Annotated in this window: 20 protein-coding genes and 1 pseudogene; 3 read left to right on the top strand and 18 right to left on the bottom strand. The window is 31.5% G+C overall.

The annotated features are described in order from the left end of the window. Positions 1 to 69 precede the first annotated feature (69 nt). Positions 70 to 750, bottom strand: a complete 681-nt coding sequence (locus tag RR409_RS13820) for a hypothetical protein (protein ID WP_332558354.1) — start codon at positions 748 to 750, stop codon at positions 70 to 72. Between the two features lie 508 nt (positions 751 to 1,258). Here RR409_RS13820 and RR409_RS13815 point away from each other — a divergent pair. Then, complete coding sequence (locus RR409_RS13815) at positions 1,259 to 3,094, top strand: sulfite exporter TauE/SafE family protein (protein WP_332558353.1); 1,836 nt, start codon at positions 1,259 to 1,261, stop codon at positions 3,092 to 3,094. A gap of 530 nt (positions 3,095 to 3,624) precedes the next feature. On the opposite strand, the gene rho is transcribed toward RR409_RS13815, so the two are convergent. Then, the gene (rho, locus tag RR409_RS13810; protein WP_332558352.1) at positions 3,625 to 5,154 is read right to left on the bottom strand and encodes a transcription termination factor Rho; all 1,530 of its coding nucleotides are present in this window, start codon (positions 5,152 to 5,154) and stop codon (positions 3,625 to 3,627) included. Between the two features lie 812 nt (positions 5,155 to 5,966). Between rho and RR409_RS13805 the strand changes: the two genes are divergently transcribed. After that, the gene (locus RR409_RS13805; protein ID WP_332558351.1) at positions 5,967 to 6,143 is read left to right on the top strand and encodes a hypothetical protein; all 177 of its coding nucleotides are present in this window, start codon (positions 5,967 to 5,969) and stop codon (positions 6,141 to 6,143) included. A 180-nt stretch (positions 6,144 to 6,323) separates the two neighbouring features. Here the strand turns inward: RR409_RS13805 and RR409_RS13800 are convergent, their stop codons facing one another. The 10 genes and pseudogenes from RR409_RS13800 to spoIIR all read right to left on the bottom strand — a co-directional run. Beyond that, on the bottom strand, positions 6,324 to 7,718 hold the full coding sequence (locus RR409_RS13800) for a HAMP domain-containing sensor histidine kinase (protein ID WP_332558350.1): 1,395 nt from the start codon (positions 7,716 to 7,718) through the stop codon (positions 6,324 to 6,326). Then, positions 7,715 to 8,407, bottom strand: a complete 693-nt coding sequence (locus RR409_RS13795) for a response regulator transcription factor (protein WP_332558349.1) — start codon at positions 8,405 to 8,407, stop codon at positions 7,715 to 7,717. The genes RR409_RS13800 and RR409_RS13795 overlap by 4 nt, the downstream gene beginning before the upstream one ends. A 397-nt stretch (positions 8,408 to 8,804) precedes the next feature. Further along, the gene (locus tag RR409_RS13790; RefSeq protein WP_332558348.1) at positions 8,805 to 10,409 is read right to left on the bottom strand and encodes a CTP synthase; all 1,605 of its coding nucleotides are present in this window, start codon (positions 10,407 to 10,409) and stop codon (positions 8,805 to 8,807) included. A 388-nt stretch (positions 10,410 to 10,797) separates the two neighbouring features. Then, positions 10,798 to 11,724: a sigma 54-interacting transcriptional regulator gene (locus tag RR409_RS13785; RefSeq protein WP_332558347.1), complete on the bottom strand. Its 927-nt coding sequence runs from the start codon at positions 11,722 to 11,724 to the stop codon at positions 10,798 to 10,800. Positions 11,725 to 11,944: 220 nt separating this feature from the next. Further along, positions 11,945 to 12,367: a DUF1934 domain-containing protein gene (locus RR409_RS13780; protein ID WP_332558346.1), complete on the bottom strand. Its 423-nt coding sequence runs from the start codon at positions 12,365 to 12,367 to the stop codon at positions 11,945 to 11,947. A 273-nt stretch (positions 12,368 to 12,640) separates the two neighbouring features. Further along, positions 12,641 to 13,006, bottom strand: a complete 366-nt coding sequence (locus RR409_RS13775; protein ID WP_332558345.1) for a VOC family protein — start codon at positions 13,004 to 13,006, stop codon at positions 12,641 to 12,643. Positions 13,007 to 13,147: 141 nt separating this feature from the next. Then, entirely contained in the window at positions 13,148 to 14,179 is a 1,032-nt protein-coding gene (locus tag RR409_RS13770) for a D-alanine--D-alanine ligase family protein (protein WP_332558344.1), read from the bottom strand. A gap of 451 nt (positions 14,180 to 14,630) precedes the next feature. Further along, entirely contained in the window at positions 14,631 to 14,828 is a 198-nt protein-coding gene (locus tag RR409_RS13765) for an aspartyl-phosphate phosphatase Spo0E family protein (RefSeq protein ID WP_332558343.1), read from the bottom strand. Between the two features lie 27 nt (positions 14,829 to 14,855). Then, positions 14,856 to 15,755 (bottom strand): GGDEF domain-containing protein, encoded by a 900-nt coding sequence (locus RR409_RS13760; RefSeq protein WP_332558342.1) that lies wholly within the window; start codon positions 15,753 to 15,755, stop codon positions 14,856 to 14,858. Positions 15,756 to 16,383: 628 nt separating this feature from the next. Then, positions 16,384 to 16,977, bottom strand: a pseudogene (gene spoIIR, locus RR409_RS13755) (stage II sporulation protein R); the annotation flags it as partial. Between the two features lie 68 nt (positions 16,978 to 17,045). Here spoIIR and RR409_RS13750 point away from each other — a divergent pair. After that, positions 17,046 to 17,222, top strand: coding sequence for a hypothetical protein (locus tag RR409_RS13750; protein WP_332558341.1), 177 nt, complete (start codon positions 17,046 to 17,048; stop codon positions 17,220 to 17,222). Here RR409_RS13750 and RR409_RS13745 read toward each other — a convergent pair. The 6 genes from RR409_RS13745 to RR409_RS13720 all read right to left on the bottom strand — a co-directional run bounded on the left by RR409_RS13745 (position 17,219) and on the right by RR409_RS13720 (position 25,047). After that, positions 17,219 to 18,400, bottom strand: coding sequence for a Ger(x)C family spore germination protein (locus tag RR409_RS13745; protein ID WP_332558340.1), 1,182 nt, complete (start codon positions 18,398 to 18,400; stop codon positions 17,219 to 17,221). The two genes, RR409_RS13750 and RR409_RS13745, sit on opposite strands and share 4 nt — an antisense overlap. Then, positions 18,381 to 19,490, bottom strand: a complete 1,110-nt coding sequence (locus RR409_RS13740; protein WP_332558339.1) for a GerAB/ArcD/ProY family transporter — start codon at positions 19,488 to 19,490, stop codon at positions 18,381 to 18,383. The genes RR409_RS13745 and RR409_RS13740 overlap by 20 nt, the downstream gene beginning before the upstream one ends. Positions 19,491 to 19,513: 23 nt before the next feature. Then, complete coding sequence (locus RR409_RS13735) at positions 19,514 to 20,974, bottom strand: spore germination protein (RefSeq protein WP_332558338.1); 1,461 nt, start codon at positions 20,972 to 20,974, stop codon at positions 19,514 to 19,516. Between the two features lie 178 nt (positions 20,975 to 21,152). After that, positions 21,153 to 21,362: a CLC_0170 family protein gene (locus RR409_RS13730; RefSeq protein WP_332558337.1), complete on the bottom strand. Its 210-nt coding sequence runs from the start codon at positions 21,360 to 21,362 to the stop codon at positions 21,153 to 21,155. A gap of 767 nt (positions 21,363 to 22,129) precedes the next feature. Beyond that, complete coding sequence (ispE, locus tag RR409_RS13725) at positions 22,130 to 22,972, bottom strand: 4-(cytidine 5'-diphospho)-2-C-methyl-D-erythritol kinase (protein ID WP_332558336.1); 843 nt, start codon at positions 22,970 to 22,972, stop codon at positions 22,130 to 22,132. 512 nt (positions 22,973 to 23,484) lie between these two features. Then, on the bottom strand, positions 23,485 to 25,047 hold the full coding sequence (locus tag RR409_RS13720; RefSeq protein WP_332558335.1) for an SPOCS domain-containing protein: 1,563 nt from the start codon (positions 25,045 to 25,047) through the stop codon (positions 23,485 to 23,487). Between the last annotated feature and the right edge of the window lie 194 nt (positions 25,048 to 25,241).

Raw genomic sequence — 25,241 nt, 5'->3', positions numbered from 1 at the left:
TATTAATTTGTTCACTTATAAATACAAATCTAAAAAGCTTTCAGAAAATTATCTTGCTACCTTTAACTCCTATAACTTAAATTCTTTTGTTAAAGTATTACTTTCCTTTTCATATTTCCAACCCTCTTGAGAAATCTTATCCACATCAAGGCCTGCATCCATAAGTGGCTTAGCGTCTATAACAAAAATTATATCTGAAGTTCCCTGTCCTAGAGTTTCTGTCCACATAACTTTATAATTTTTTGCTACATCTAACACATATTTTTTAGCACTAGAATCATAAGTAACAGGTACTTCCTGTACTTTTAATAATCTTTTGAAAGCATCCTCTGATCCATTGGAGTTTTGCTTTTTATCACTTAAGTTATAAGGTTTTATTAAAAGGTTAGGGGTTTCCATTCCTCCCTCATTAGCAGCAGCCTTAAATACTAAGTCTTTACTATCTATTTTTGTAACATCTAATCCTGCTTTTGTAAATGGATCTGCAGGAATAACCATAGCAAAGTCTATTTCATTAGCAGAAGTATCTTTAGTCCATTCAAACTTTTCCCCTGTTGGTAACTTAAGACCCCAATGGGATAATTCACTGTGAAAACCTACATCATCTTTATTTTCTTTAATTATATTCACAAAGGATTCTGATGCTTTAACCTTAGTTTCATCTACATTACCCTTATTTCCACAACCTGTTGCAGTAAGTGTAACACCTACTAATATTGCACTAATGATACTTGCTTTATTTTTCAACATAATTAATTCCTCCTATCACTCCCTACCCCCTTGGGGGGTGTCTATAAATATACTTTAACATGGAATTGTGAATTTTTTATGGACAAAACGCTAAATTTAAAAATATTTTTTAGTGAATCTAGTTTATTCATTAATAGTGCTTTATAAATTAATTTTTCCATAAATTAATAGATGTATTCTCTTATTATATAAAATCTTTATTCTACCAATATATGATTGGACATTGTTTAAGTTTTTAAGAAAACTTACAACGAAAAAAATTAGAATTGGAGTTAGCTTATGAAATAACCACAGCATAAGAAAAGAACTCCTGTAAATAAAGGGTTTCTCCTTAACATGTGGGTAATTTATCTTCTAAAATTAGTTACTAACTCTGTGTTTACATAAAATCTACATAAATTTTTTATATAATTTTATTAAGTAAAAATATAATGATTTAGATTTAGGACCTCAGGAATAACACGTGTATTTGTACTTCTCAAGGATCCTAAAATGAGGGGTGAGAAATTTGTCGGTAAAAACGGTAAACATTAAAGTTGGGAATATGGTCTGTACTTCTTGTGAGTCTTTAATTACAGATGAAATTAAAGATTTAGGTGGTATTTTAGAGGTTAAAGCTAGTTACAAGAAATCCTCCGTTTTCGTTAAGTTTGATGATTCAATCTGTTCTTATGCTAAGATATGTTCTGCAATCGAGCAAGCTGGTTATTCCATTGAAACTGAGTTAACAAAAGATAATAATAAAAAAGATAAACCATCAGAATATCTTTCAATAGTAGGAATCATTTTAATAGCATTTATAATTATACGACTTAGCCAAAATTCTGGAGCCTTTGACATGAGTTCTAAATTAGGTGAAAACACCACATATCTTATGTTATTTGTTGTAGGACTACTTACATCCTTACATTGTGTAGGAATGTGTGGAGGCATAATGATGTCTCAAAGTATAACTATTGCTAAAAGCAAGGCTGCATCCTTAAAGCCTTCAATAATGTACAATGCAGGTAGAGTTATTTCCTACACGATTTTAGGTGGAATAGTGGGTGCATTAGGTTCTGTATTCTCTTTAAATCTCACTACCCAAGCTTCTATAGCTATAATTGCAGGTATCTTCATGGTAATTATGGGCTTCAATATGGCTGGTTTTTCTGCCTTTAGAGGAATAACCCTTAAGCTACCTTGGTCAAAGTGTAACAGTAAAAAAAGTGGCTCTACTCCTTTTGTAGTAGGATTATTAAACGGCTTTATGCCTTGTGGTCCACTTCAAACTATGCAACTTTATGCCTTAGCTTCTGGAAGCGCAGTTAAGGGTGCTACTTCAATGTTCATCTTTGCTATAGGGACAGTACCCCTAATGCTTGGTTTTGGACTAATGGCTAATTTAATGAGTCAAAGCAACACTAAAAAGCTACTAAAATTTAGCGGCGTCATAGTAGTAGTTCTTGGTATAGTTATGGCTAATCGTGGTCTTACACTGTTTGGAGTGAACTTATCCCCTATGGCTCTTATGAGTGGAAAAGTATCCTCTGAAAATGTACAGGCTACAGATGCAAATAAAGCCAAAATAGTTAATGGTGTGCAAGAAGTAAGAATAACTGCTGATGCTAGTGGTTATAACCCTAATGTGGTATTTGTTCAAAAGGGTATTCCAACGAAACTTATAGTAGATGGTAAGACTATAACTTCCTGTAATAATCAAATTATTATTCCAACAATGAACATTAAGAAAAAACTTGCTAAGGGTGAAAATATTATCGAGTTTACACCAGGAGATAAAGATATAAACTATAGTTGCTGGATGGGTATGATAAGTGGATTAATAAAAGTTGTTGATAATATAGATGGTGTAAGCCAGTCCGACATAACTGATGCACAAAATTCAGCCCCACCTTCAAGTGCTGGTGGTTGTTGTGCAAGTGATACTGTGGGTGGAGCTGCAACAGAACCTCAAATATATGGAGTTCCTATTTCTGAAGTTCCAACAGAAAGACTTGTAAAAAAAGCTGAAGCTTCTGGAACTACCCAAACCTTAGCTATAAACGGTATTGGACCAGACTTTGAACCACTAATCGCTGTGTTAGGAACTGGAGTAAATACAAAAATCACCTTTGATTTAAGTAAAATGACTTCTCCAGATGGTGAGTATTCCATTTTAGATATAAACTACAACAAGGTAAATTCTTTTAAAATAGCTGGATCAAAGGGTGAATTTAATGGAACCTTCGACAAAGCTGGAACTTATCTGATTTTAAGAAAAGATCAATTAGTGCTTTCCTTTGAGGTAGTAGACTCAGTGGACAATGTAGATTTAGAGCAATTAAGAAGTGAGTTTATTTATTAAAGTCGCAGCAAACAGCTTAAGTCTAACAACTTTGGAATCAGATTTATGTTGCCACCAAAGCAATTTTTCAAGTCTGAAAAGCTTCAACTTACTGAAATCTACAGACTTGAAGCTTCCAAAATGTTGCTAAACCATTTACTCTAAAAATTCTAACTTTAGCTAATTAATCTTATAGATTTCTTACCAAGGTTATCTAAACTTTTTAAAATAACAAATCTCTTTTATAAAGAAATGGTTGTGTCACAATGGATAAATCCATTGTGGCACGGCCTTTTTTTATTTATAACCTAAAACTTTTTTACCAAAAATTATTACAATTAATATTAGTTTTATAGTATCAACTGCGTTTCTAACCCTTTATATTGTATTGGTTATATGCTCATTCTTTTTTTATCTTTCTTTTTCATAAAGCTTCTAAATAAAAAAGCCACCATGAAAATAGCTTCACAGTGACTAACATTAATTATTATTTAATGATGTTTGAAAAATAACTCTTATTTCAATTACCTTGAATAAAATAACTCTGTTTCTTATTTAAGAAGTTCAGGACTCTTACTTAAGATATCAAAGAAATCCTTATTATTTTTTGTCTTAGATAATACATTTAATAGTTTCTCTGTTACTGCTGCTGTGTTTCCTTCATTATACATAAGCTTTCTTATGCTATAAGTAACTTCTAGCTCTGTCTTACTAAGTAGTAGGTCTTCTCTACGAGTACCAGACTTATAGATATCTATAGCTGGGAATATTCTTCTTTCTTGAAGAATTCTATCAAGATGTACTTCCATGTTACCAGTACCCTTAAATTCCTCGAAAATCATATCATCCATTCTACTTCCTGTTTCAACTAGTGCAGTGGCAAGAATTGTTAAACTTCCGCCTTCTTCTACATTTCTAGCAGCACCAAAGAATTTTTTAGGCATAAGTAGTGCTCCAGTATCAAGACCACCTGATAATGTTCTACCTGTTCTAGTAATAGTTAAGTTGTATGCCCTTGCAAGTCTTGTTATGCTATCTAATAATATAACTACATCTTGACCTTGCTCCACACATCTTTTAGCTCTTTCTAGAACCATGTAAGCAACTTTAGCATGATGTTCTGGTTCTTCATCGAAGGTAGAGTATATTACATCTCCATCAATAGACCTTTGCATATCTGTAACTTCTTCCGGTCTTTCATCAATTAAAAGCACAATAAGCTTAACATCTGGATGATTTTTAGTTATGCTTTGAGCAATCTTCTTTAAAATACTAGTCTTCCCTGCTTTAGGTGGAGCAACAATAACCCCTCTTTGCCCTTTTCCAATTGGAGAAATTATATCCATAAGTCTTGAAGATAAATCTTCTGGACTAGTTTCTAGCTTTATCTTTTCATCTGGATACACTGGAGTTAGCTTTTCAAAAGGCATTCTTCTTATTGCTTTTTCAGGATTTTCTCCATTTACTTTTTCTACGTATAAAAGAGCCTTATATTTTTCCCCTTCTTTAGGAATCCTAACTTTACCTTGAACTTCATCTCCAACCTTTAAATTAAATCTTCTAATTTGAGACAAGGATACATAAATATCATCATCTCCACTTAGATAATTATTGCTTCTTAAAAGTCCAAAGTTATTATTGTCACTGATTTCAAGAACACCCTTTCCAGAATTGGACTCATTAATCAGTACCTTTAACTTCTCTCTTTTTTCTTCAAAGGTTTCTTCCTTTTCTTCAATTTCTTCAATTTCTTCTATCTCTTCTATCTCTTCTATCTCTTCTATTTCTTCCGGTACCTCAGCTACTCTATTATCCTGAACGCTGCTGCTTTCAATGTTTTTTTCACTGAATGTATCTTCTTTACTTTCAAAGTTACTTTTTCCAGACTCTATCACATCATTTTTAGGACTAATTTTTTCTCTTAAAACCACTCCTGATTTTTCAATTGAAGCTGGGGAAATTTTTTTAATTTCCTCAATCAATTCTGCTTTTTTAAATTTTGAAATATTTTTTATGCCAAGATCCTTAGCAATGTCCTTTAGTTCGCTAAGATTCATATTCTCTAATTCTTTATTGGTCAAGCACTTACACCTCCGAATGCTTCAATGTTAAAATAAAATCTATACTTTAACAAACTATAATTTAATATATTTATGAACTTATAAAAACTTTAAATGTGAAAACCTTTAATATTACTATTTTAAGCTATAAATAGCGCACTAAATCTTATGCCTGTTTAAAAGCTTTAATAAAGCAGAGATAAATTATATATATATTATTTTCAATTTGATTTTTAATAACTGGGAATTTATATTTGCCATATGAAAATTTTAAATATGTATTAATACATTATAACCATATTTTTTAATATTAAGCGGCTGTCCTAGTAGAAATCTCATGAAGTTTAACTATTTTTGGGAAGGATACCTCTACCATCCTCATCACTACTTAAACAAGTTTAAGGTGGTAATCTTTGTTTAAAACTAAACTTTGATGCAACAAAATCTTTTTGTTCACAATTTTTTCTGTTTTCAAAATTTTTTTGCTACAAAATCCTTTTATTCACAAAGGCCACTTCGTTCTAACAAACACTACTTTGTTCGTTAAATTTCCTTTCAAAGTTACTTACCAAATTGAACTTGTTCATTATTTAAAATAAGGTAGAAAATATACAGAAATAGAATTTATAAATACTAATATACACCAAACATAACTAAAAAACTAGTTATTTTAGGCTATAGTTATTATAAAAACTAAAATTTAAAAATTCTATTAACTATGTTATAATATATGTATGAAATTTTTGTTTCATTTTCGTAGATTTTCATATATTTTATTGCAATATACTTTGAAAATAATTCCAAAATCAATTATTTATTTGGGGGACTTAATTATGAATTTTAAAAGCAAAAATTTTAGAAGATTTCTCTTTTATTTAGGAGTAATAATGTTTATAACTTCCTTATACCTTATAGGTAAAGTACCTTATATGCCTGCATTAGCTATTGCTGGTCTTGTTGTGATGTGTGCTTACCCTGTAAATAAAATTAAAAGACATAAAATAAAGTAAGCCTAGAAAACACAAATTCCTAGGCTTATCCCTATGCCTGTACTTTTATTTCTATTAATTTAATAATACAAAATAACTATTAAACTTTATTCAACTTCCTCAAGTTAGTTAATTATATATTACAAATTTTTCTTAAAACCATAATTAAATATCATATTTAAAATTATCCAAATTGTAATACTAAACTGTTTGAATAGTTTTCTTTTCCAGAATAATTTTAAATTCTGTTCCATTATTAATTTCGCTGTTAACCTCAACACTTCCACCGTGAGCTTCCACTATTGACTTTGTAATTGCAAGGCCAATACCAGAACCCCCTGTAGCTCTAGTTCTTGATTCATCAACCCTATAAAACCTTTCAAAAATATAAGGTAAATGTTCTTTAGCAATACCTATACCCGTATCTTTAATGCATATAGTTACTGTATTTAGATCTTCATAAGTATTAATAAATATAGTCCCATGTTCCATTGTATACTTTTCTGCATTAGAAATCATATTAATAATAGCCTGACTAAGCTTATCTTTATCAGCATACACAAAAATATCTTTGCTTTCATAGTTAACTTCTATATTTTTATCCAAAAACTTCTTTTCAAAGTTATTTAATATATTAGAAAGTAACTCTCCTAGGTTTACATTAACTTTATTAAGGGTTATATCTTCCTCTTCAATTTTAGCCAGATTTTCTAAATCTCCCACCAACCTGTATAGTCTTAAAACCTCTTCATTACAGCTTTGAAGCCTTTCTACAGTAGGTTCCCATATGCCATCAATTATTCCCTCTAGATTGCCTTGTAAGGTAGTAAGGGGAGTTCTAAGCTCATGTGACATATCCTTTGTAAGGATTTTTCTAAGATGTTCTTGCCTTCTTAAAGATGAAGCTAGATTGTTTACTGCATCAATAAGGGTGTTCATTTCCACAATATTGGACTTTTCAGCTATCATATTATAGTTACCTTTTGAAATCATAGTAGTACCCTTAACCACCTTTGAAATCATATCACTTAGCTTTGTTGCAATAAGAAGTCCAATGATTATGGATAAAGCTAGCGCAATAAAAGCAACAAAACCCATGGCATTTCTTAAACTACTTAGATAGGCTAAGTCATTATCCCTATAATAAAAGGGTCCATAGTAACTTATATTCACTATACCTTCCTTATTACCGTCTATTGTTAGGTCAAAGGTTTTGGTTATATATTTTATTGGTGCATTAGAATTAGTTCTTGTGTTGTTGCTTACATTTTGTAAAATACTTTGGCACATACCATGATTAAAAGCCATAGCATCCCATATAACATCTTTATTGTTATCAAGGACTTCTATTATTAATCCATTATTCATGGCATCAACACCAATATTCTCCATAGCATATACATTCCAGTTGCCGCTTTTATACTGTTTTCCTAAGGATTGTACAATATTCGCTGTCTTATCTTCTATATTCTTCTGAACCAACTTTTTGTAATGAGCCTCTAACCTATTTATGGACAATACTCCAACTAAAACTATGCTTATTAAAGACACAACAATATTTGAAATTATTAAATTGCTTCGCAATTTCATTTTCATGCTTCTCCACCAAACCTGTATCCAAAGCCATGCACCGTTAAGATATATTTAGGTTTTCTAGTATTATATTCTAATTTTTGTCTTAAATTCTTTATATGGGAATCAATAGTCCTATCGAATCCTTCAAAGTCCTCCCCTAACACATGGCAAATTAATTCCTCTCTACTGAACACTCTTTTAGGATTCTTGGCAAGTAAAACAAGCATCTTAAATTCAGTAGCAGTTAAAGTAATAACTTCACCATTTTTTTTCACTTCTAAATTAGTAAAATCTATGAAAAGTTCATCATTAAAGGTTAAGGTATTTTCTGTATTAAACTTACTTTCACTACGCCTTAAAAGAGCGTTAATCCTAGCCACAAGTTGTTTAGGGCTAAAAGGCTTAGTGACATAATCATCACTTCCTATGTTAAGCCCATTTATAATACTACTCTCATCTACCTTTGCAGTAAGCATTAAAATAGGCACATCACTTTTACCTCTAATAAACTTACAAATCTCCTCACCGCTCATATCAGGTAGCATTAGATCCAAAACTACTAGTGAAAATTCCTGCTGCAGAAAAATATTTATAGCCTCTTTACCATTTGTAGCTGTACTCACTTCATAACCTTCATGTTCTAAATAAGCCTTAACAATTTCTATAATTTTAACTTCATCATCTACAACTAAAATCCTTTTATTAGCCATGTAGACATCTCTCCTTAAAACAATTTTAAGCATCTGAAATAAACTAATAAGTTACCGTTGTTCCACGAATTATGCCCCTAAATCCATTAGCATAATAACACGTTATTTTTCAAGATACCTTATACAAATTTTAACATAGTTTTGTGAATTTTGTATGTAAATCCCCATTTATAGCATTTCTTATATTCCCTTAGAATATTTATTTTAAAAGTATGCCGTAAAATAAATAAACCCCAGCATCTTCAATTTCCTATACAATAAAAAAAACACCTAAACTTACAGACTCATACTAAATAGCAATTCGTCCAAATAAGTCTAGGTGTTACATTTACTTTTTATTTTTTTAAAACACTTCCTAAAGTTACAATATATTAGTTATTATTTTTAGCTTTCCAAGTTACTTCTTATTTTCTAAAGCCGCCTTCACAAAATCACTAAATAGTGGATGTGGTCTATTTGGTCTTGATTTTAATTCTGGATGGAACTGTGCAGCTACAAACCATGGATGATCTTTAAGTTCCACAATTTCTACTAGCTTACTATCAGGACTTGTTCCACTTAAAATTAAACCAGCTTTTGTTAACTCTTCTCTATATTCATTATTAAACTCATATCTATGTCTATGTCTTTCATAAATTACCTCTTCACCATAAGCCTCATAAGCTTTTGTTCCTTTAGGTAATCTACACGCATACAATCCAAGTCGCATTGTTCCGCCCTTTTCATCAATATCCTTTTGATCTGGCATTAAGTCAATTACTGGATAAGTAGTTTCTGGTGAAAGTTCTGAACTATTTGCATCCTTGTAGTTTAATACATTCCTTGCATATTCAATAACAGCACATTGCATTCCAAGGCATATTCCAAGGAAAGGAACCTTATTTTCTCTAGAATATCTTATAGCTTCAATTTTTCCTTCTACTCCTCTATCCCCAAATCCACCTGGAACTAATACTCCATCTATATCTCCAAGTAATTCATCCACATTTTCTCTGTTTAATTCCTCTGCATTAACCCATTTAATGTCCACATTGGAATTACAGTTAAATCCTCCATGACCTAAAGCTTCAACCACTGATATATAGGCATCGTGTAGCTCAACATACTTACCAACTAGGGCAATCTTAACATTTTCTTTTAAGTTTTTGAGTTTATCTACCATTTCAATCCAAGCTGAATTGTCAATGGTTTTACAACCTAAGTTTAACTTCTCACACACAAGAGTATCTAACCCTTCTTTATGTAACATTAGAGGAACCTCATATAAATTTTCTGCATCTAAATTTTGAATTACTGATTTACCCTCTAGGTTGCAGAATAATCCAATCTTATTTCTTAAGTCCATTGGAATTTCCCTTTCACTTCTGCAAACAATAATATCTGGCTGAATTCCTATGCCTCTTAATTCTTTAACTGAGTGTTGTGTAGGTTTTGTCTTAAGTTCCCCTGCTTTTCCAAGGTAAGGTACTAGAGTTACATGAATAAAGCAAACATTCTCTCTGCCTACTTCATATTTTATTTGTCTTATAGCTTCTAGGAATGGTAAGGATTCTATATCACCAACAGTTCCACCAATTTCTGTAATAACCACATCTACTTGTTTCTCTTTTGATACTCTATAAACTCTATCCTTAAGTTCATTTGTAATATGAGGAATCACTTGAACTGTTCCACCTAGATAGTCTCCTCTCCTTTCCTTGGAGATTACCGACCAATATACTTTTCCAGTAGTAACATTGCTATTTTTACTTAAGTTCTCATCTATAAATCTTTCATAGTGCCCAAGATCTAGATCCGTTTCTGCACCATCATCTGTTACGAAAACTTCGCCATGCTGATATGGGCTCATTGTACCTGGGTCCACATTTAAGTATGGATCAAATTTTTGAATAGAAACCTTTAACCCTCTATTTTTTAATAATCTCCCTAAAGAAGCTGCAGTAATACCTTTTCCTAGTGATGAAACAACTCCACCTGTAACAAATACATACTTAGTACTCATGAAAATTCCTCCTTATTATTAGTTTAAAAATACTGGTAAATTTAACTTAACTTTATTTTAAGTTCATCTTTCAATGAACAGGTCCATTAAAGAAAACCAAGTCTGTTTTGAAACAACTTCGACTTGGCCTTTCTAATTTATTGCTTTTAACTTTTTTCTAATACTTTTTTAAAAATATAAAAAAATAGTGTTGACTTTTATATTTTCACATACTATAATAGAAATTACCCTGTAAAGTAAAATGCAATATTTGTGTTTAAAAACAAGTTCTATACTATCATATTATTTGCCTTTATGCTAGTATTTTTCGTGTTTATTTTTTGTTTTTTATTTTAATGTTTTTTCAAAAGAAAAAGAGTTAGGCCTTAGCCTAGCTCTTTCTTTATTTTTATTCTATAGCATATTTCTTTATTTTATATTGTAGGGTTTGTCTTGGTATGTCTAAAAGTTTTGCAGCCTTAGACACATTATATTTAGCTATTACAAGGGCTTCTTTTATATACTTTTGTTCCTGATATTCGAGCTTATCCTTTAAAGATAAAACCTTAAACTCTCTTTTTTCCCTTTTTAAATTTAAATCCTCAAAGGTTAGGATGCCCTGATTTCTCACATTAAAACCACTCTCAATAATGTGCTCAAGCTCCCTAATATTTCCCTCATAATCTCTCACTATCAAGTAATTTAAAGCCTCTTCACTAATATCTTCAATGTTAACCCCAAACTTTTTATTAAACTTATTAATAAAATAGTTTACTAGCGAGGGAATATCCCCTTTTCTATCATTTAGCTCTGGTAAATTTATTCTAACTACACTCAGTCTATAGAATAAATCCTTTCTTAACTTTCCTAAGGCCATTAATTCTTCTGGTTTTTCATTTAAGGAGGCTACAACTCTTACATCTACCCTCTTACTTGCGGAATCACCAATTCTTCTAACTTCTCCATCTTGCAGTACCCTTAGTAGTTTTCCTTGAAAATTAACAGGCATAGAGTTAAGTTCATCCAAATACAACGTCCCACCATCAGCTAACTCAAACAATCCAGCCTTAGCTTCAGCTCCAGTAAAACTCCCCTTTGAAACACCAAAAAAAATACTTTCCAAAAGGTTTTCAGGAATTGCCGCACAGTTTTGAGGTATGAAATTTTTATTTTTTCTCTTTGATCCACTATGGATAGCTTGTACTATTAATTCCTTACCAGTACCTGTTTCTCCATAAATAAGTATTGGGGAATCTGAATTACAAGCCCTTTTCCCAATATACTTAACACTCTCTATTTCAGTACTGTTACCTATAATATCTTGAAATGAATACATATCATCACCTCATAAATGAAGATTCCGAAGTTATCTCAGCAAGTTATAATCACACATTGAATCATCATAAATTAATTCACTATAATCTATAACCATTAGATTTAATTTTTCACTTAGTTTATAATAGCCATCCATAATTTTATTAAAACATTGAAATCCAGTCTCTTATAATGCTTTTGTAATGATAAGAAATCTATAATTGACATTCCTGCCTCAAATCCTAGCTCTGTCTTACATTAATAGTTGCCATAAGATTAGTATTAATAGTTTCCTGTCCCTCTACAATGATGTCATAGTTTACTTCTATAACGCCACCCATGTCATCAACTTTAATTTTTACATTCTTTGTTCTAACCTGAAGAGCTATTCCTCCGTGTGGAGTATTATATAAAATAGAGGTTTGATGTCCCCTTTTAAATTCCATAGTGGTATTAGTTTCACCTTCGCGAATTAAATTAAAATAATCTTTACCAATTTCAAAGGTAGTATGAGTCTCTCCAAGACCTGAAAGTTCTGTTTCCTCATATTCTACAACATATATGTCCTCTTCTTTATAAAATACTCCTGGACTAACTATTTCAATTCTATCATTATCATCATGATTTTGAACACTTACTACTTTTATTACAGCGTTATTTTCCATATAATCTCCTTCTATCTAGTTCACATTTTTATACTTATGCTATATCTAGGTCTTCAAAGCAAACCCACTACCCACGATAAAATGCGGATTTCCTCTTTTCCACTTATAAAATTCTATCCATTATTAAGTTATATAATCAAAAGCTTCATTTATAGGGAACCAAAGCCAGAACTTAACTTATCCATGAGCCTACCTTGGCTCCCTTAAGGCTTATAGAAATGAATAAATTAAAATTTTATTATGTAAGCATATACCTAAATACTCATCTATATTTTACTTTAAATGTTCAACAATTTCTAGCTTTTCTCCGTTTGGCCCTTGAAAAAAGAATACTTTCTTATTATCTATTAACTTTGGAGTTTCACTTATAAATTGAACCTTGAAAGTTTTCAACTTTTCTATAGCTTTTTCTATATTATCTACAGTGAAAGCAATATGTTCTACTACACCAGTTGCGCCATAAAAATCCACATTTTTTCTTTTAATAAACTCAATGATACCATTACCAAAATCCATAAATACAAGATGAACACTTTCATTTTCAAATTCATGTTCAACTTTTCCACCCAAAACCGAACTATAGAACTCTTTAGATTCATTCATATCGTTAACCACAACACCCACATGATTTATAAGCATTATTTACTTCCCCTTTCAATGTTCATAATCTCTTTTATAATATCTTAACTCTAAATTACTTCCCTCACAATAGCATACAAAAACTAGGATACTTTAAACTTTTAAAACGAAGCTTAAAATATCCTAGCCAAAAATCATTAATTATCCATTATTTCTCTCTACTGCAAGTTCTATTAGTTCATCTATTAAATCAGGATAAGAAAGTCCAGTCGCCTGCCACATCTTTGGATACATACTTATGCTAGTAAACCCTGGAATTGTATTAACTTCATTTAAATAAACCTCTTCTGTATCTTTATCAACTAAAAAGTCTACTCTTGCCATTCCAGAACAATCCAATTTTTTATAAATCTTAACTGCCAAGGCTCTAATAACCTCTAATTTTTCCTCCGATAATGCAGCAGGAATTAGTAACTTAGAAGCAGCATTTTGATACTTTGCTTCATAATCATAAAACTCTTTTGCAGGAATAATCTCTCCTGGAATAGATGCCTTAGGATCATCGTTTCCTAAAACTGAAACTTCTATTTCTCTGGCATTAAGTCCTACTTCCACTAGAACTTTTCTATCATGCTTTAATGCCATATCGAGTCCACTTATAAGTTCCTCTTTGCTATGTGCCTTGGTAATCCCTACAGATGAACCACTATTTGCTGGCTTAACAAAACATGGATAACCGAGATTTTCTTCTATAGCGTTAATAAAATAATCTTTATCTTTTCCATATTCAAAAGCTGTAACAACTACATATCTAGCTTGCTTAATATTTTCATGCTCTAATAAGTATTTAGTATATATCTTATCCATACATACTGCGGAGCTCATTACTGAAGGACCCACACAAGGAATGTTCATTAGTTTACTTAACCCTTGAATAGTTCCATCCTCCCCATACATTCCATGTAGTACTGGGAATACTACTTCAACCTCCTTATTTACAAGAAGATTTAAACCATTTGGTATTTTATTTTCTTCATCCTTTTCCCATTCTCCACTGGCAATGTTCTTATACTCACCTTTATAGAGAAACCATTTACCTTCTTTGTTAATCCCTATAGGGTAAATATTATATTTTTCATTATTTATATGACTTAAAACAGATGTAGCTGACACTCTAGAAACCTCGTGCTCTGTAGATTGTCCTCCAAATAATATTGCTACATTTTTCTTCATACTTATCTCTCCTAACAATAATTTAGGTAGCTGAAATAAAATAAATAATCAAAGATTTAGGTTGAATTTCATGAATCCGTAGATACACTTTCACCAATAAAGTTGAAATTAGCTACTTAACTCATGAAATATTTTATAAAGTGTTCCTGCATATTGACTAGTTACCTTCTCCAGATTCCTATATTAATAAAGTATTCAATACTAGCTTTCAAGGTGAACTTAAATTTACTTAACTTGAAAGTTTTACGAATTAAAATAGCTTTATACTAGCATATTCTTTTATGTTACTACCTTAATACAAATTTATTCTATTCCTATATTCTTTATTCTTCAATAGAAAAAAGTAAAATACTCTGCCTTGTAATAAAGTTCTAATTTTTCAACAATATTTAAAATAGCACTGAAAGCTAAAGCAGCAGAGAACCTTCTGCTGCTTTTGTAATGTATTTTATTACTCATGTAATTTTTTCATATACTGAACAATTAACTCATCTAAACATTGGCTAACTTCTAGTCTATTATCATAATCATTATTTTCTTCTGTACAACAAATCTCATTCAAAATACCTCTTAGTTCTTCAATACGGAAACTTATGTCACTAAGTTCTAGCTTCTCTATTTCAATGTTATTCTGTGCCTTTCTTTCCAAAGAACTCACCTCCAAAGTATTTACTGACTAAATTTTCTTCTGTTTATCAATTACAGTTTTATTTCTTCCTAACTGTTTTGCCTTATATAAATTTTCGTTTGCTCCAGATATAAATCCATGTAAGTCTAGCTTAAAATTATTAATACTATGCACTCCAAAACTTGAAGTAATCCTTATATCTGCATTTTCATATTTAAAATTGGTGTTTTCCAGTTTCAATCTTATACTCTCTGCAATATTATACGCGCCCTCTGAGTCAGTGCCACCCAGAACTATCAAAAACTTCTCACCCTCATATCTACCCACCCAGTGAGTATCTTCTCTTAAAGTTTTTTTAATGAGTTTTGCAAAATCCTCAATAACTTTATCTCCAATAATATCACCATAAGAATCATTAATATTTTTAAATAAATCTATATCAGCCATTATAATAGATATAGGTTCTCCTTTAATCGATGCCTTATTCATATCAAATGGAAGTCTTTCATTTATATAACTTTTATTATAAATTCCAGTCAAACTATCTGTTATAACTTTTTCATTTATTTTTCTAGTTAATACTTCCAAATCATCTTTGGTACCCTTACTTTTCTTTGAAAAATCTTCACTTTTTGAAATATCCTTTAAAATTTCCAAAACATAAGTATTGTCATTAATTTTTATTGGCATGGCAGTTACTAGAAATACTTTTCCAGAACTGTTTTCAACTTTTACAAAGGTGTCATTTTCTAAATATGCTCTCATAGATATGCAGTTTTCACAAAAGGGACCTCTGCTCCAAAATCCAAAGCAGCTTTCATTTTGAGCTAAAAGTTTATCATCACTGACATCTATTAGTTTTTTATTTATGGGGTCAATAATTCTTATAATATCATAGATACCTTTTAAAATTGATAGCTTGTCTTCCACTTCTTTAAGTATATCCATTTTTAATTCCACCTTTAGCAAAAATAATTGTTACTTTTCTGATGAATTTCATTTTTATACACTTTTTTATAAATTATACCATAATTTGTGAAAAAATCAAAAGGATAATTAGTCATTTTTCTAAATATTCACTCTTACTCTCCCCCTCAAAACTATGCCTTTAGCTAAGCTATTTACTAAGTTTACAAAAAATTAAAACAACAAGGAAACCTTGCTGTTTTAAAAATAAAAAATAAGAGAATGGGGATTTATTTTTTTGGGGGGATATTCCCTTATTTTTTTTGCAATAATCAATGATGATTGGTAAGGGGGGGCTTTCCAATCTCATTGTCAAGCTCTATATTAAACTACATGAATCTTTCTATAAATTATCGAAAAAATTTTTCATTAATTCCCCTAATTTGAACTTTATAACTATATTATTATCCTCAGTATTATCTACAAGAGCAGACTTTTCTGTATTTTTTACATCTTGCTTACTTGTATTAGTATTACCTTTTTTCACAATATTATTATTACTATTGTTTGTTGTTTTATTTGTTAGACTTTTACTACTATCTTTTTCGAACTTAAATATGGAATTGGTATTCTTTTTAGCTTTTTCACTAGCTCTATTATTTACCATATTATATTCTTCCTCATCAAGAACTTCCTTCATTTCCTCTTCAGTTTCCTCATAAGCCACTGCCCCTTTTGTAACATCTACAAAGCAGATAGGTGGAAACATTACACACCACCAGTTTTGGCCTTCTCCAGTTCCAATAATAATTCTATATGCTTCATATTCTCCCTGTGGAAGAGTAATATTCCCATAGGTTTTAATTGGAAAATACTCCCTAGAAAGAGTTGATTCCACAGAATAGTCATATCCATTGGCAGCTATAACTTCTTTTGCAATTTGTATTATCCTATCATTTTCTCTATCTAATATCTCTCTTGACATTTCAATGCTTTCACTATCTTTAAGCATTGGCTGTATATATGTTAATACCTCATCTCTAACCTTTAACTTTAGAGCTTGGTCTTCTTCTCTATCACTATTTGCAATTACATGAAATCTAATCAATTTTTCTGAGATTTCCTCTACGCTTGGATTTGCTTGTTCCCCTCTACTAAGTAAAGTTTTTGCACTTACTGCTTCTATGGTTCTAATACCATAAATTCCTGTTAAGAATGTTAATGCAACTAAAATTGTAACCCCCATTGTTATCATCTTTTTCATAATTTTTCTTCCCCCTTAGATTAATTACTGTTATATCCTAATTATTACCAGGAGGACAAGTTCTATACATGTTAAAAAAACTTTTTTTGAAAATTTTCACCTATACTAATTTTACTAAATTATCTTCTTCATTAATCCCTGTAAAAACCCTCCTGAAGAACTTTTCAGGAGGGCTTTTATTTGAGGAGTTCCTCAGAGGAAACTTATATTGGGAGGATTTCTACCAAGGAACTTTTGCTCTCTAGTTACTTAAACCTACTGTTCTTATATGATTATCTACTGTAACCTTTATTTCAGCATTTTCATATATTTCTGGCCACCTATTTTGAACTTGTGACCAAATACGAGGGTGATATTTTCTTAACTTTTCTTTCACATTAAGTATATCTACTTGCAGTTCATTTCTTGTCATATCAGCTATGGCCACTAATTCTTTTTCCATAGCCTTTCCAAAGTACCCCTCTATTTCTCTAACTACCTCTGTATCAAGAAGGTTAGCTTCAGTAAAATACCCCTTAATTGTACCCTCTGTGAAAATGCTATAATTTAAAACTAATTTATCATTTACTAACTCCATTTTAACTTTTGTAGCAACATCTCTAATATAATAATCTATTGGGTGACCATCTCTATAGATAACCTTCTTACAACTACCTATATCCCCTCTTAAAAGCTGAACATCTATAACTTCTTTATCATTTAAATACCCAACAATTTCATAATCCTTTATTAAAGTAATTCCTGCTAATACAAGCTTTTTATTCCCCTCTTCAAGTCTGAATAATGGAAGCATATTCACATCATTTTGGGTAGACATATCTAAGTATTTGTTCAAAGTAACTGGGTAAACAGAACCATTCTTGCTGTTATTCCCCATAAGTCCTGTCATATAATTTTCTATATTTTCTTCCATTAAGGGTTTAAAACTCACATAATCCTCTGCCTTACCTTCAACTATTGCCATGGTCATAGTTCTATTTAAACTTGGTTCCCTTTCTATATAATCCATTACCTCTTTAGCTACCTCTGGGTTTCTAAAGATTTCATCACTTAAGAAAAGTACCTTACTGTGCCCAAAGTGTAGTGTTCTGCTACTTTCAGCAAGAGCCTTAAAGTAAGCATCTGTCATAGAATATCCTCCCACGGTTATAGGAAGTATTTCTGCTGTGCCCTTTTCTTGTTCCATATTTCTTATATCAGGAAAACCGTAAGTTACGTTTAAAATATCTAGAGACTTCTCAGCAAAGGGATCCGTTGGCTTAAGAGTCTTTAGGGTATCTCTTTCCTTAATATCCTCACCAATATCTATGGCTATGGTAGATACAAAGGCCTTCTTATCTATCTCCACCCTATCCCAACAACCTGTAAGCAGCAGACTTGTAAATAGTATAGGAAGAACTTTTTTAATTTTCATGCTTAACATTGACACCCCTCCTTCTCTTTATGAAACTTATTAAGAAGGTAACCCCAATAACTACGAATAATGTGCCTATGAACCCCATTCTAATAAATCCCATTTTTAAGTTTCTTACATCTACTACACTATCAGGGAACAAAGCTGCCACATAAACTACTGGGATAAAAATTATTGAAGCAATTTTTATATCTTCAAGGTTAAACACATGTTTTACTATATAAGATGAGAAATAATAGGTATTAGCAAAAGCAGTAAAATAGAATACTACCCAAATTGCCATAATGAGACTATCCCATCTCTCTAAAAATCCACTTTTTGAAGTTATGGACTGAATCATAGTGATAGTTGGAAATATAGTATCCTTAGTCTGCCCCACTGATAAAGTTGCTGCCACAAGAATAAAGGTAATACCATAAAAGGCAGTGATGAAAAGACTACTATGTCTCAAAAGTTTAGTAATTGTCTCCTTTTTCTTTACATAAGGAATTAATATAAATGCCATAGAAAATCCATTTAATAAAAATATCAACTCGAAGCTTCCACTGATATAACTTTTAGGTGCTGCAGTAAACACAGGCAACAAATTTGTAAAATCTGCAGTGGGAAGTGTTAGAAGGAAAGCTATAATTGCTGGAATAAACATAATCCAAAAAGCTAACTCATTAAAATGCACAATATTAACGAGTCCTCCCCTACTTAAATACATTCCTAGAAATATTAAAGTTATAAGTATTACCTCTGTAGGTGTATTATTAAGTAAAAACATAGTTATAACCTCTGCAAATACCCTTAAAGATATAGATAATGCAAGAATCATCATTACAGCATAAACTATGGATATTACCCTACCTAAAAATCCACCATATATATTTTTTAGAATTACTACAATATCATCATAGGTATTCATTTTCATAAGCTGATACATTACATACATTATTAAGAAAATCAATATCCCTGTGATTATGGCTACTGCCCAACCATCAGCTCCCACATACTTTGCCACTAGAGAAGGGCTATAAAACACACCTACACCTAGCATTGAAACAACCAAACTTGCAAAGAGCCCAAAATCTTGAATAAAATTCTTATCTTTCACTGTAAACACCTCCAATAACACATTTATTTTTGCCTAATCTTATCTTTAGGTTGTAAAAATTCTGGTCTTTCCTTAAAATTCTTTAGAGGCGCTCTTATATATAAATCCTTCAAATCCTTCATTACAGTATTTACTGCTGGTGCCAAATATGGTATTCCAAAACTTTCTATTCTAGTTAAATGAATCAACAAGAAAATCATTCCTAGCATAATACCATATAATCCTAACATTGCAGACATAAGAATAAGCATTACTCTAAAATAAGAAAATGCAGTAGTTACAGTGTAGTTTGGAATCAAGAAAGTAGTAATTGCAGTAAGACCTAACACTATAACCATAATTGGACTCACAAGCCCTGCGCTAACTGCAGACTGCCCTATAATAAGACCTCCAACAATACCTATGGTTGAACCCACTGGCTTTGGAAGCTTTATAATGGCTTCTATTAAGAAAGCTAGTGCTGCTTCCATAACTAAAGCTTCTATATATGACGCGAAAGGAACCCCTTCTCTCGAAGCAGCTATAGCATAGGCTAATTTTGTAGGAATAAGTCCTGTATGAAAAGAAGTTACTGCTACATAAAAAGCTGGTAATACTAGCGAAAGTACTATTGCAAGTAATCTGATAATCCTCACTACAGATCCACTTAGCCATCTATTATAATAGTCATCTGGTGATTGAAGAAAGCTAGCTAACACTGCTGGCACAACAAGAGCAAAAGGTGAATTATCCACGATTATTGCTACTCTTCCCTCATATAGTGCTGCTGCAACTACATCTGGACGTTCAGTGCTTTGCACTTGAGGAAATGGAGTTGTTCTATTATCCTCAATATATTGCTCTATGTATCCACTATCTAAGATTGCATCTATATTAATTTTGTCTAATCTCATTTTTAATTCATCCAAGACTTCTTTATTCACTATGTCATCAATATACATAATGGCCATATCTGTCTTAGAACGAGTTCCACATTGCATTGGTTCTATTTTTAATCTACTATCTCTAATTCTTCTTCTTACAAGAGCTGTATTAAATCTTATGGTTTCTGTAAAGCCTTCCCTTGAACCTCTTATTACAGTTTCTCCTTCAGGCTCACCGATACCCCTATTAGGCCATGCTCTATTAGCAATAATTAGCGCTGCATCTAAATCATCGATAAAAACCAAGGACTCTCCTGCCATCACAGCATTAACACCATCACTAAGTTTTGTGATTTTTCTCATGTCAGAAATTGCAATAACTCTATCCATGAACTGCTGTGGAGTGAGATTATCTCCCTTACTATCCATCAATGGCTCTAATAAGAAGTCATTAAGCAGGGTCTTATCTGCCATTCCATCAATATATATTAAGCCACCCTTGATACTCCCTATCTCAAATTCTCTAAACACCACATCTGATGCATTCTTGAAAAGCTCCTTAACATACATGATGTTTTGACTGGCCTTTTGAGAAATATTATCACGAATTTGTTCTTCCACTTACTTCACTTCCCTTTCCCATAGGTTGTAGCTTTGTTTGCTCTTTAAATAATTAAAGAACTGTTTAGTTAACTTATTTTGAAGCTTTGCTAATCATTTTGGCTTTTTTAAGCTCACATACTCTAAAAGTTTCAGGCACTAAATCTTCAAAATAGTCATGATGAAACCTATTAATTATTTAAACAAACATAAATCTAACAATATATACAGCTGCAGTAAAAATTATAAGTCCAAGCCCTAGATATTTAGCTTGCTTATAGGCGGTTTGCTTCTCCTCCTGCTTAAACTGCTTTGTATCTAAAAAAGCTACCATTAATCCCGCAACAGTGCATAGTAATAACAAATATAAATCGAAGCGTTCAATAATAGTTATCAACATAAAATTCATCACATCTTCCTTCATGAGTAATTATGAAATTGTTTCTTAATCTTAGAAGAAACTTTGTTATCTCAATGAACCTATATAAAGTTCTTTAAAACCGTTGTGTGCTTATATTTCTGTTGACCCTCCAACTAGAGAACTTTTATAGATTTCTTTAAAAACTAAAGCCTTATACTTCTAAAATACCGTTGAAAATTTCTTATTTAGTTTTAGCTATTTTTCCCTTAATATGCATATAACTTTTTTAAGGCTACCCAGAGCAACGCTGTTTCCTCTCCTGTGATTTAACTTAAGGTAGCTGAAATAAAATAACAAATCAAAGATGCCACAGATATTTGGCGTCACACAAGGAAACAGGTTCTATTGATAGTTATGCTATCAATAGAACCTGTTGACCCAGTATGCTGCAAAATAGACTAGCGTACTGACAAGTTATTTTTTGAAGATGCCCAAGAAGAAAAATCCCTGTAAGAGATAAAATTTATCCTATAAAAAACACACTGAAAAACCGCATTGCTACAAAAAACATTTAAGCACCCCCTTTAGAGATGCTTAAAATTGCAAAAATGCCCCTGAGGCTTTCCTCAGAGGCACTTAAAATATATTCAACAAAAATCCATAGAATAAAATCTCCTAGAGGGAACTAATTAACTTACAAACAATTTCATTCCCTTTAATGATTTCCAAGTTGTCCCTAATCCTCACTAAACCTTGCCTTTTAACCCAGCCTTCCCACATTAAACCCCTATGCTACTTATTTTCTCAAGGGATCCTTAAATGGTTCTAGTTATAAAAACTTCCTTATATTTATCCTTTAACTTTTCATAACATCTTTGAGCCGTAAGCATATCTTCAAAGAAACCAAATACAGTAGGTCCACTTCCACTCATCATGGCACCTAAAGATCCTTCCTTTTCCATGTAATCTTTAATATGTTGAATTTCTTCATGCTTCCTAATAGTAACATTTTCTAATAGATTCATCATATTATTTGCCACATAGACTACATTGTCTTTCCCCATAGCATCAATAAGGTTTTCTGTATTAGGATGCTTCTCAATAGAATTTATATCAAAAGCCTTATACACTGCCACAGTAGACACCCCAAAATTCGGTTTAACCACCACTAGAATCTTATTGTGAAAAGGTTTAAGAGGAGTTATAACCTCTCCAATTCCTTCACATAAAGCTGTGCCTCCTAAAATGCAGTAAGGAACGTCAGCGCCAATCTTTACCCCTAATTCCATGAGCTCCTTATCACTAACACTAGGGACATACAAATCTCTAATACCCTTAAGTGCTGCAGCAGCATCTGTACTTCCCCCTGCCATTCCTGCTTCAACTGGAATGTTTTTATTTATATGTACTTTCACTCCACCTTGAACTTTATAGGTAGTATTAAACAACTCTATAGCCTTATACACTAAATTTCTTTTATCTGTAGGTACAAACTCCTTATCGCAAGTTATATGTATACCTTCTTCACATTTTTCAAATATAAGTTCATCATAGATATCTACAGTTTGCATAATCATTCTTAGAAGATGATATCCATCCTCTCTTTTTCCAACAACATCTAAGGATATATTCACTTTTCCGTAAGCCTTTAACTTCATAAATTTCACCAACCTAAACTATTTAATAATCCTAAATAAAAACTTGTTCATTTTGTTCCACCACTTCTGGAAGAGGATTTAACTCCCACCTTAAATTTATTTAAGCACTGAAAATGATGAGAGAATTATTCTTCCAAAATGTGTTTAAACATAAATTTTTCTATTTGTAACTTTGCATAACTTTAGTATAGTATAGGTTTTACAAAATATGCAAACCAATTTGTAATTACCTTTGATTTTATGAAGCTAAATTTATTTACAAGGCAAAATAATAGAAGGCACCACCTTATAGGTGACACCCCCTAAATATAAATATAGTAAATATATTATGTCTTATTAATTATAGGTTGTTACAAAGCTTACACTTTTTCAAAATACCCTTAGGCCTCTGAACTAAAATAACTTATCATACTGATTAATTATTTTTTGAAGATACCTAAAGAATTTTTCTGTAACCTTATCCCTGTGATAAAAGTATGAGCTTATCCAGGATTACATATAAAACCTATAAATTACATTATCGCTCTTCCTGGAATTATTAACTTTTGAGTTGGCTTAATTTCTACATTCTCAGGAAGCTCGTTGAGATACATTATTTGCTCCTTAGTAGTAAAGTATTTTTTAGCTATTTGCCATAAAGTATCCCCAGGTTGAACTACATAAATTATAATACTTGCCTTTTTGCCAGGAACTTCAGCATCTGAAGCCTGCATGTCTACTAAGAATTTCTTCTTAACATTATAGCAAACCTTACAATGAGTTTTGATTATAGCTCTAATAGAAATATTACCAACTTCTACATTAGCCTCTAACATTTCTAAGTTAACCTTACTTAGTGCATCCATATAATCCTTAGCACCATTTATTTCAATTTGAGAAGTAAATGGAATCTCATCGCTTACAGAAGCAACATAATACTCTTCATCTTCTGTAGTGTATAATACATCCACTTTTAATACTCCTTCTATAGTAACCTTATCTTCATTAAGGTTCTTGTCAGTGATGGACACTGAACCGTAAGCCATGATAACCTTATTTGGTTTTACCATGCCTTCTCCAATTTCAATATCTCCCTTTACAAGACTCTCATGTTGTCCTTGACCTTGAATAATATTCATATCATATTCCATAGTATCCATATCAATTAGATTACTTGGGCAATATGCATCTTCTATCATTTCAACTTCTTCTTTATACATTACATGAGTACAAGTCTTAACAAGGAATTCCACATCCAAAATTCTGTTTTCTCCCATGTCATCTTCTCTTATATCACAATCAAAGGAATTTACTTCGAAGTCTGTATAATGATCCATATTAGATTTTAAACCTTCTATAGTTAGTTCTTTCATTAATGGAACATTTACGGAAACTGAAACTAGATCTCTGCAAGATTTAACCTTATAAAGTATGCATACATTTGCCACTGCTTCTATACGTACACCACCGTCATAAAGTCTAACATCTTTTTTGCCTATAACAACGTTATACTTAACAACCTTGCCAACCTCTGGCTTATCCATATCAATTTTTATTTCTGCTTTGCCTATAATTTCTCCAGATATAGGTGCCATAACCTTATCAATAGTCATAGGGCTTTTCAAGAACTGAAGATCATTACCATTTTCAACTTCTTTAACTATTTCAAAGGAATTCATTTTATAAGCATCACACTTAACATTCATAACTCCTTGAATAGATATTTTTCTTTCATTAACGATTATACAATTAATATGTTCCATACATAGATCTATTTCACAAAGCATGTCACTAGTGGCACCGTTCATATCTAAACAGCTTGAGAACTTAGAATTATAAGTAACAGGATGAGCTTCAGTAGCCTCATCTTCCTTAGCCATATAAAGAACAGTATACTGTATTTGCCCCTCTACGTTAACCTTTCCATTTGCCACATCTTTGCTAGTTACCATTGGTTTTGCATCTAACATTAATATCTCGTTCACATCTGGAAGCGTATCAGGAATTACATATTCTTCTTTTACTACCATATCTGTAGCATTTTGACCTAATAATTGTTCGTATTCTATATTGTCCTTGATTAAATCCAAGCGCATCACAATATCCCTCCTAAAATACCTACTAATAATTTATATAGAAAACCAGAAAAAAATATAACCAACAAAATAATTTTTTATAGTATAAATTTCGTCAAAAATATGTTGACATGTGTCGAAAAATATTTTACAATTAAATTGGTTATTGACCATATAACCTCTCATAAATTCTCAATACCCTTTTATACCATAGC

It is taken from the genome of Clostridium sp., assembly GCF_036642255.1.
Classification (GTDB): domain Bacteria; phylum Bacillota; class Clostridia; order Clostridiales; family Clostridiaceae; genus Clostridium_J.
This window is presented reverse-complemented; position numbering and strand designations above follow the sequence as displayed.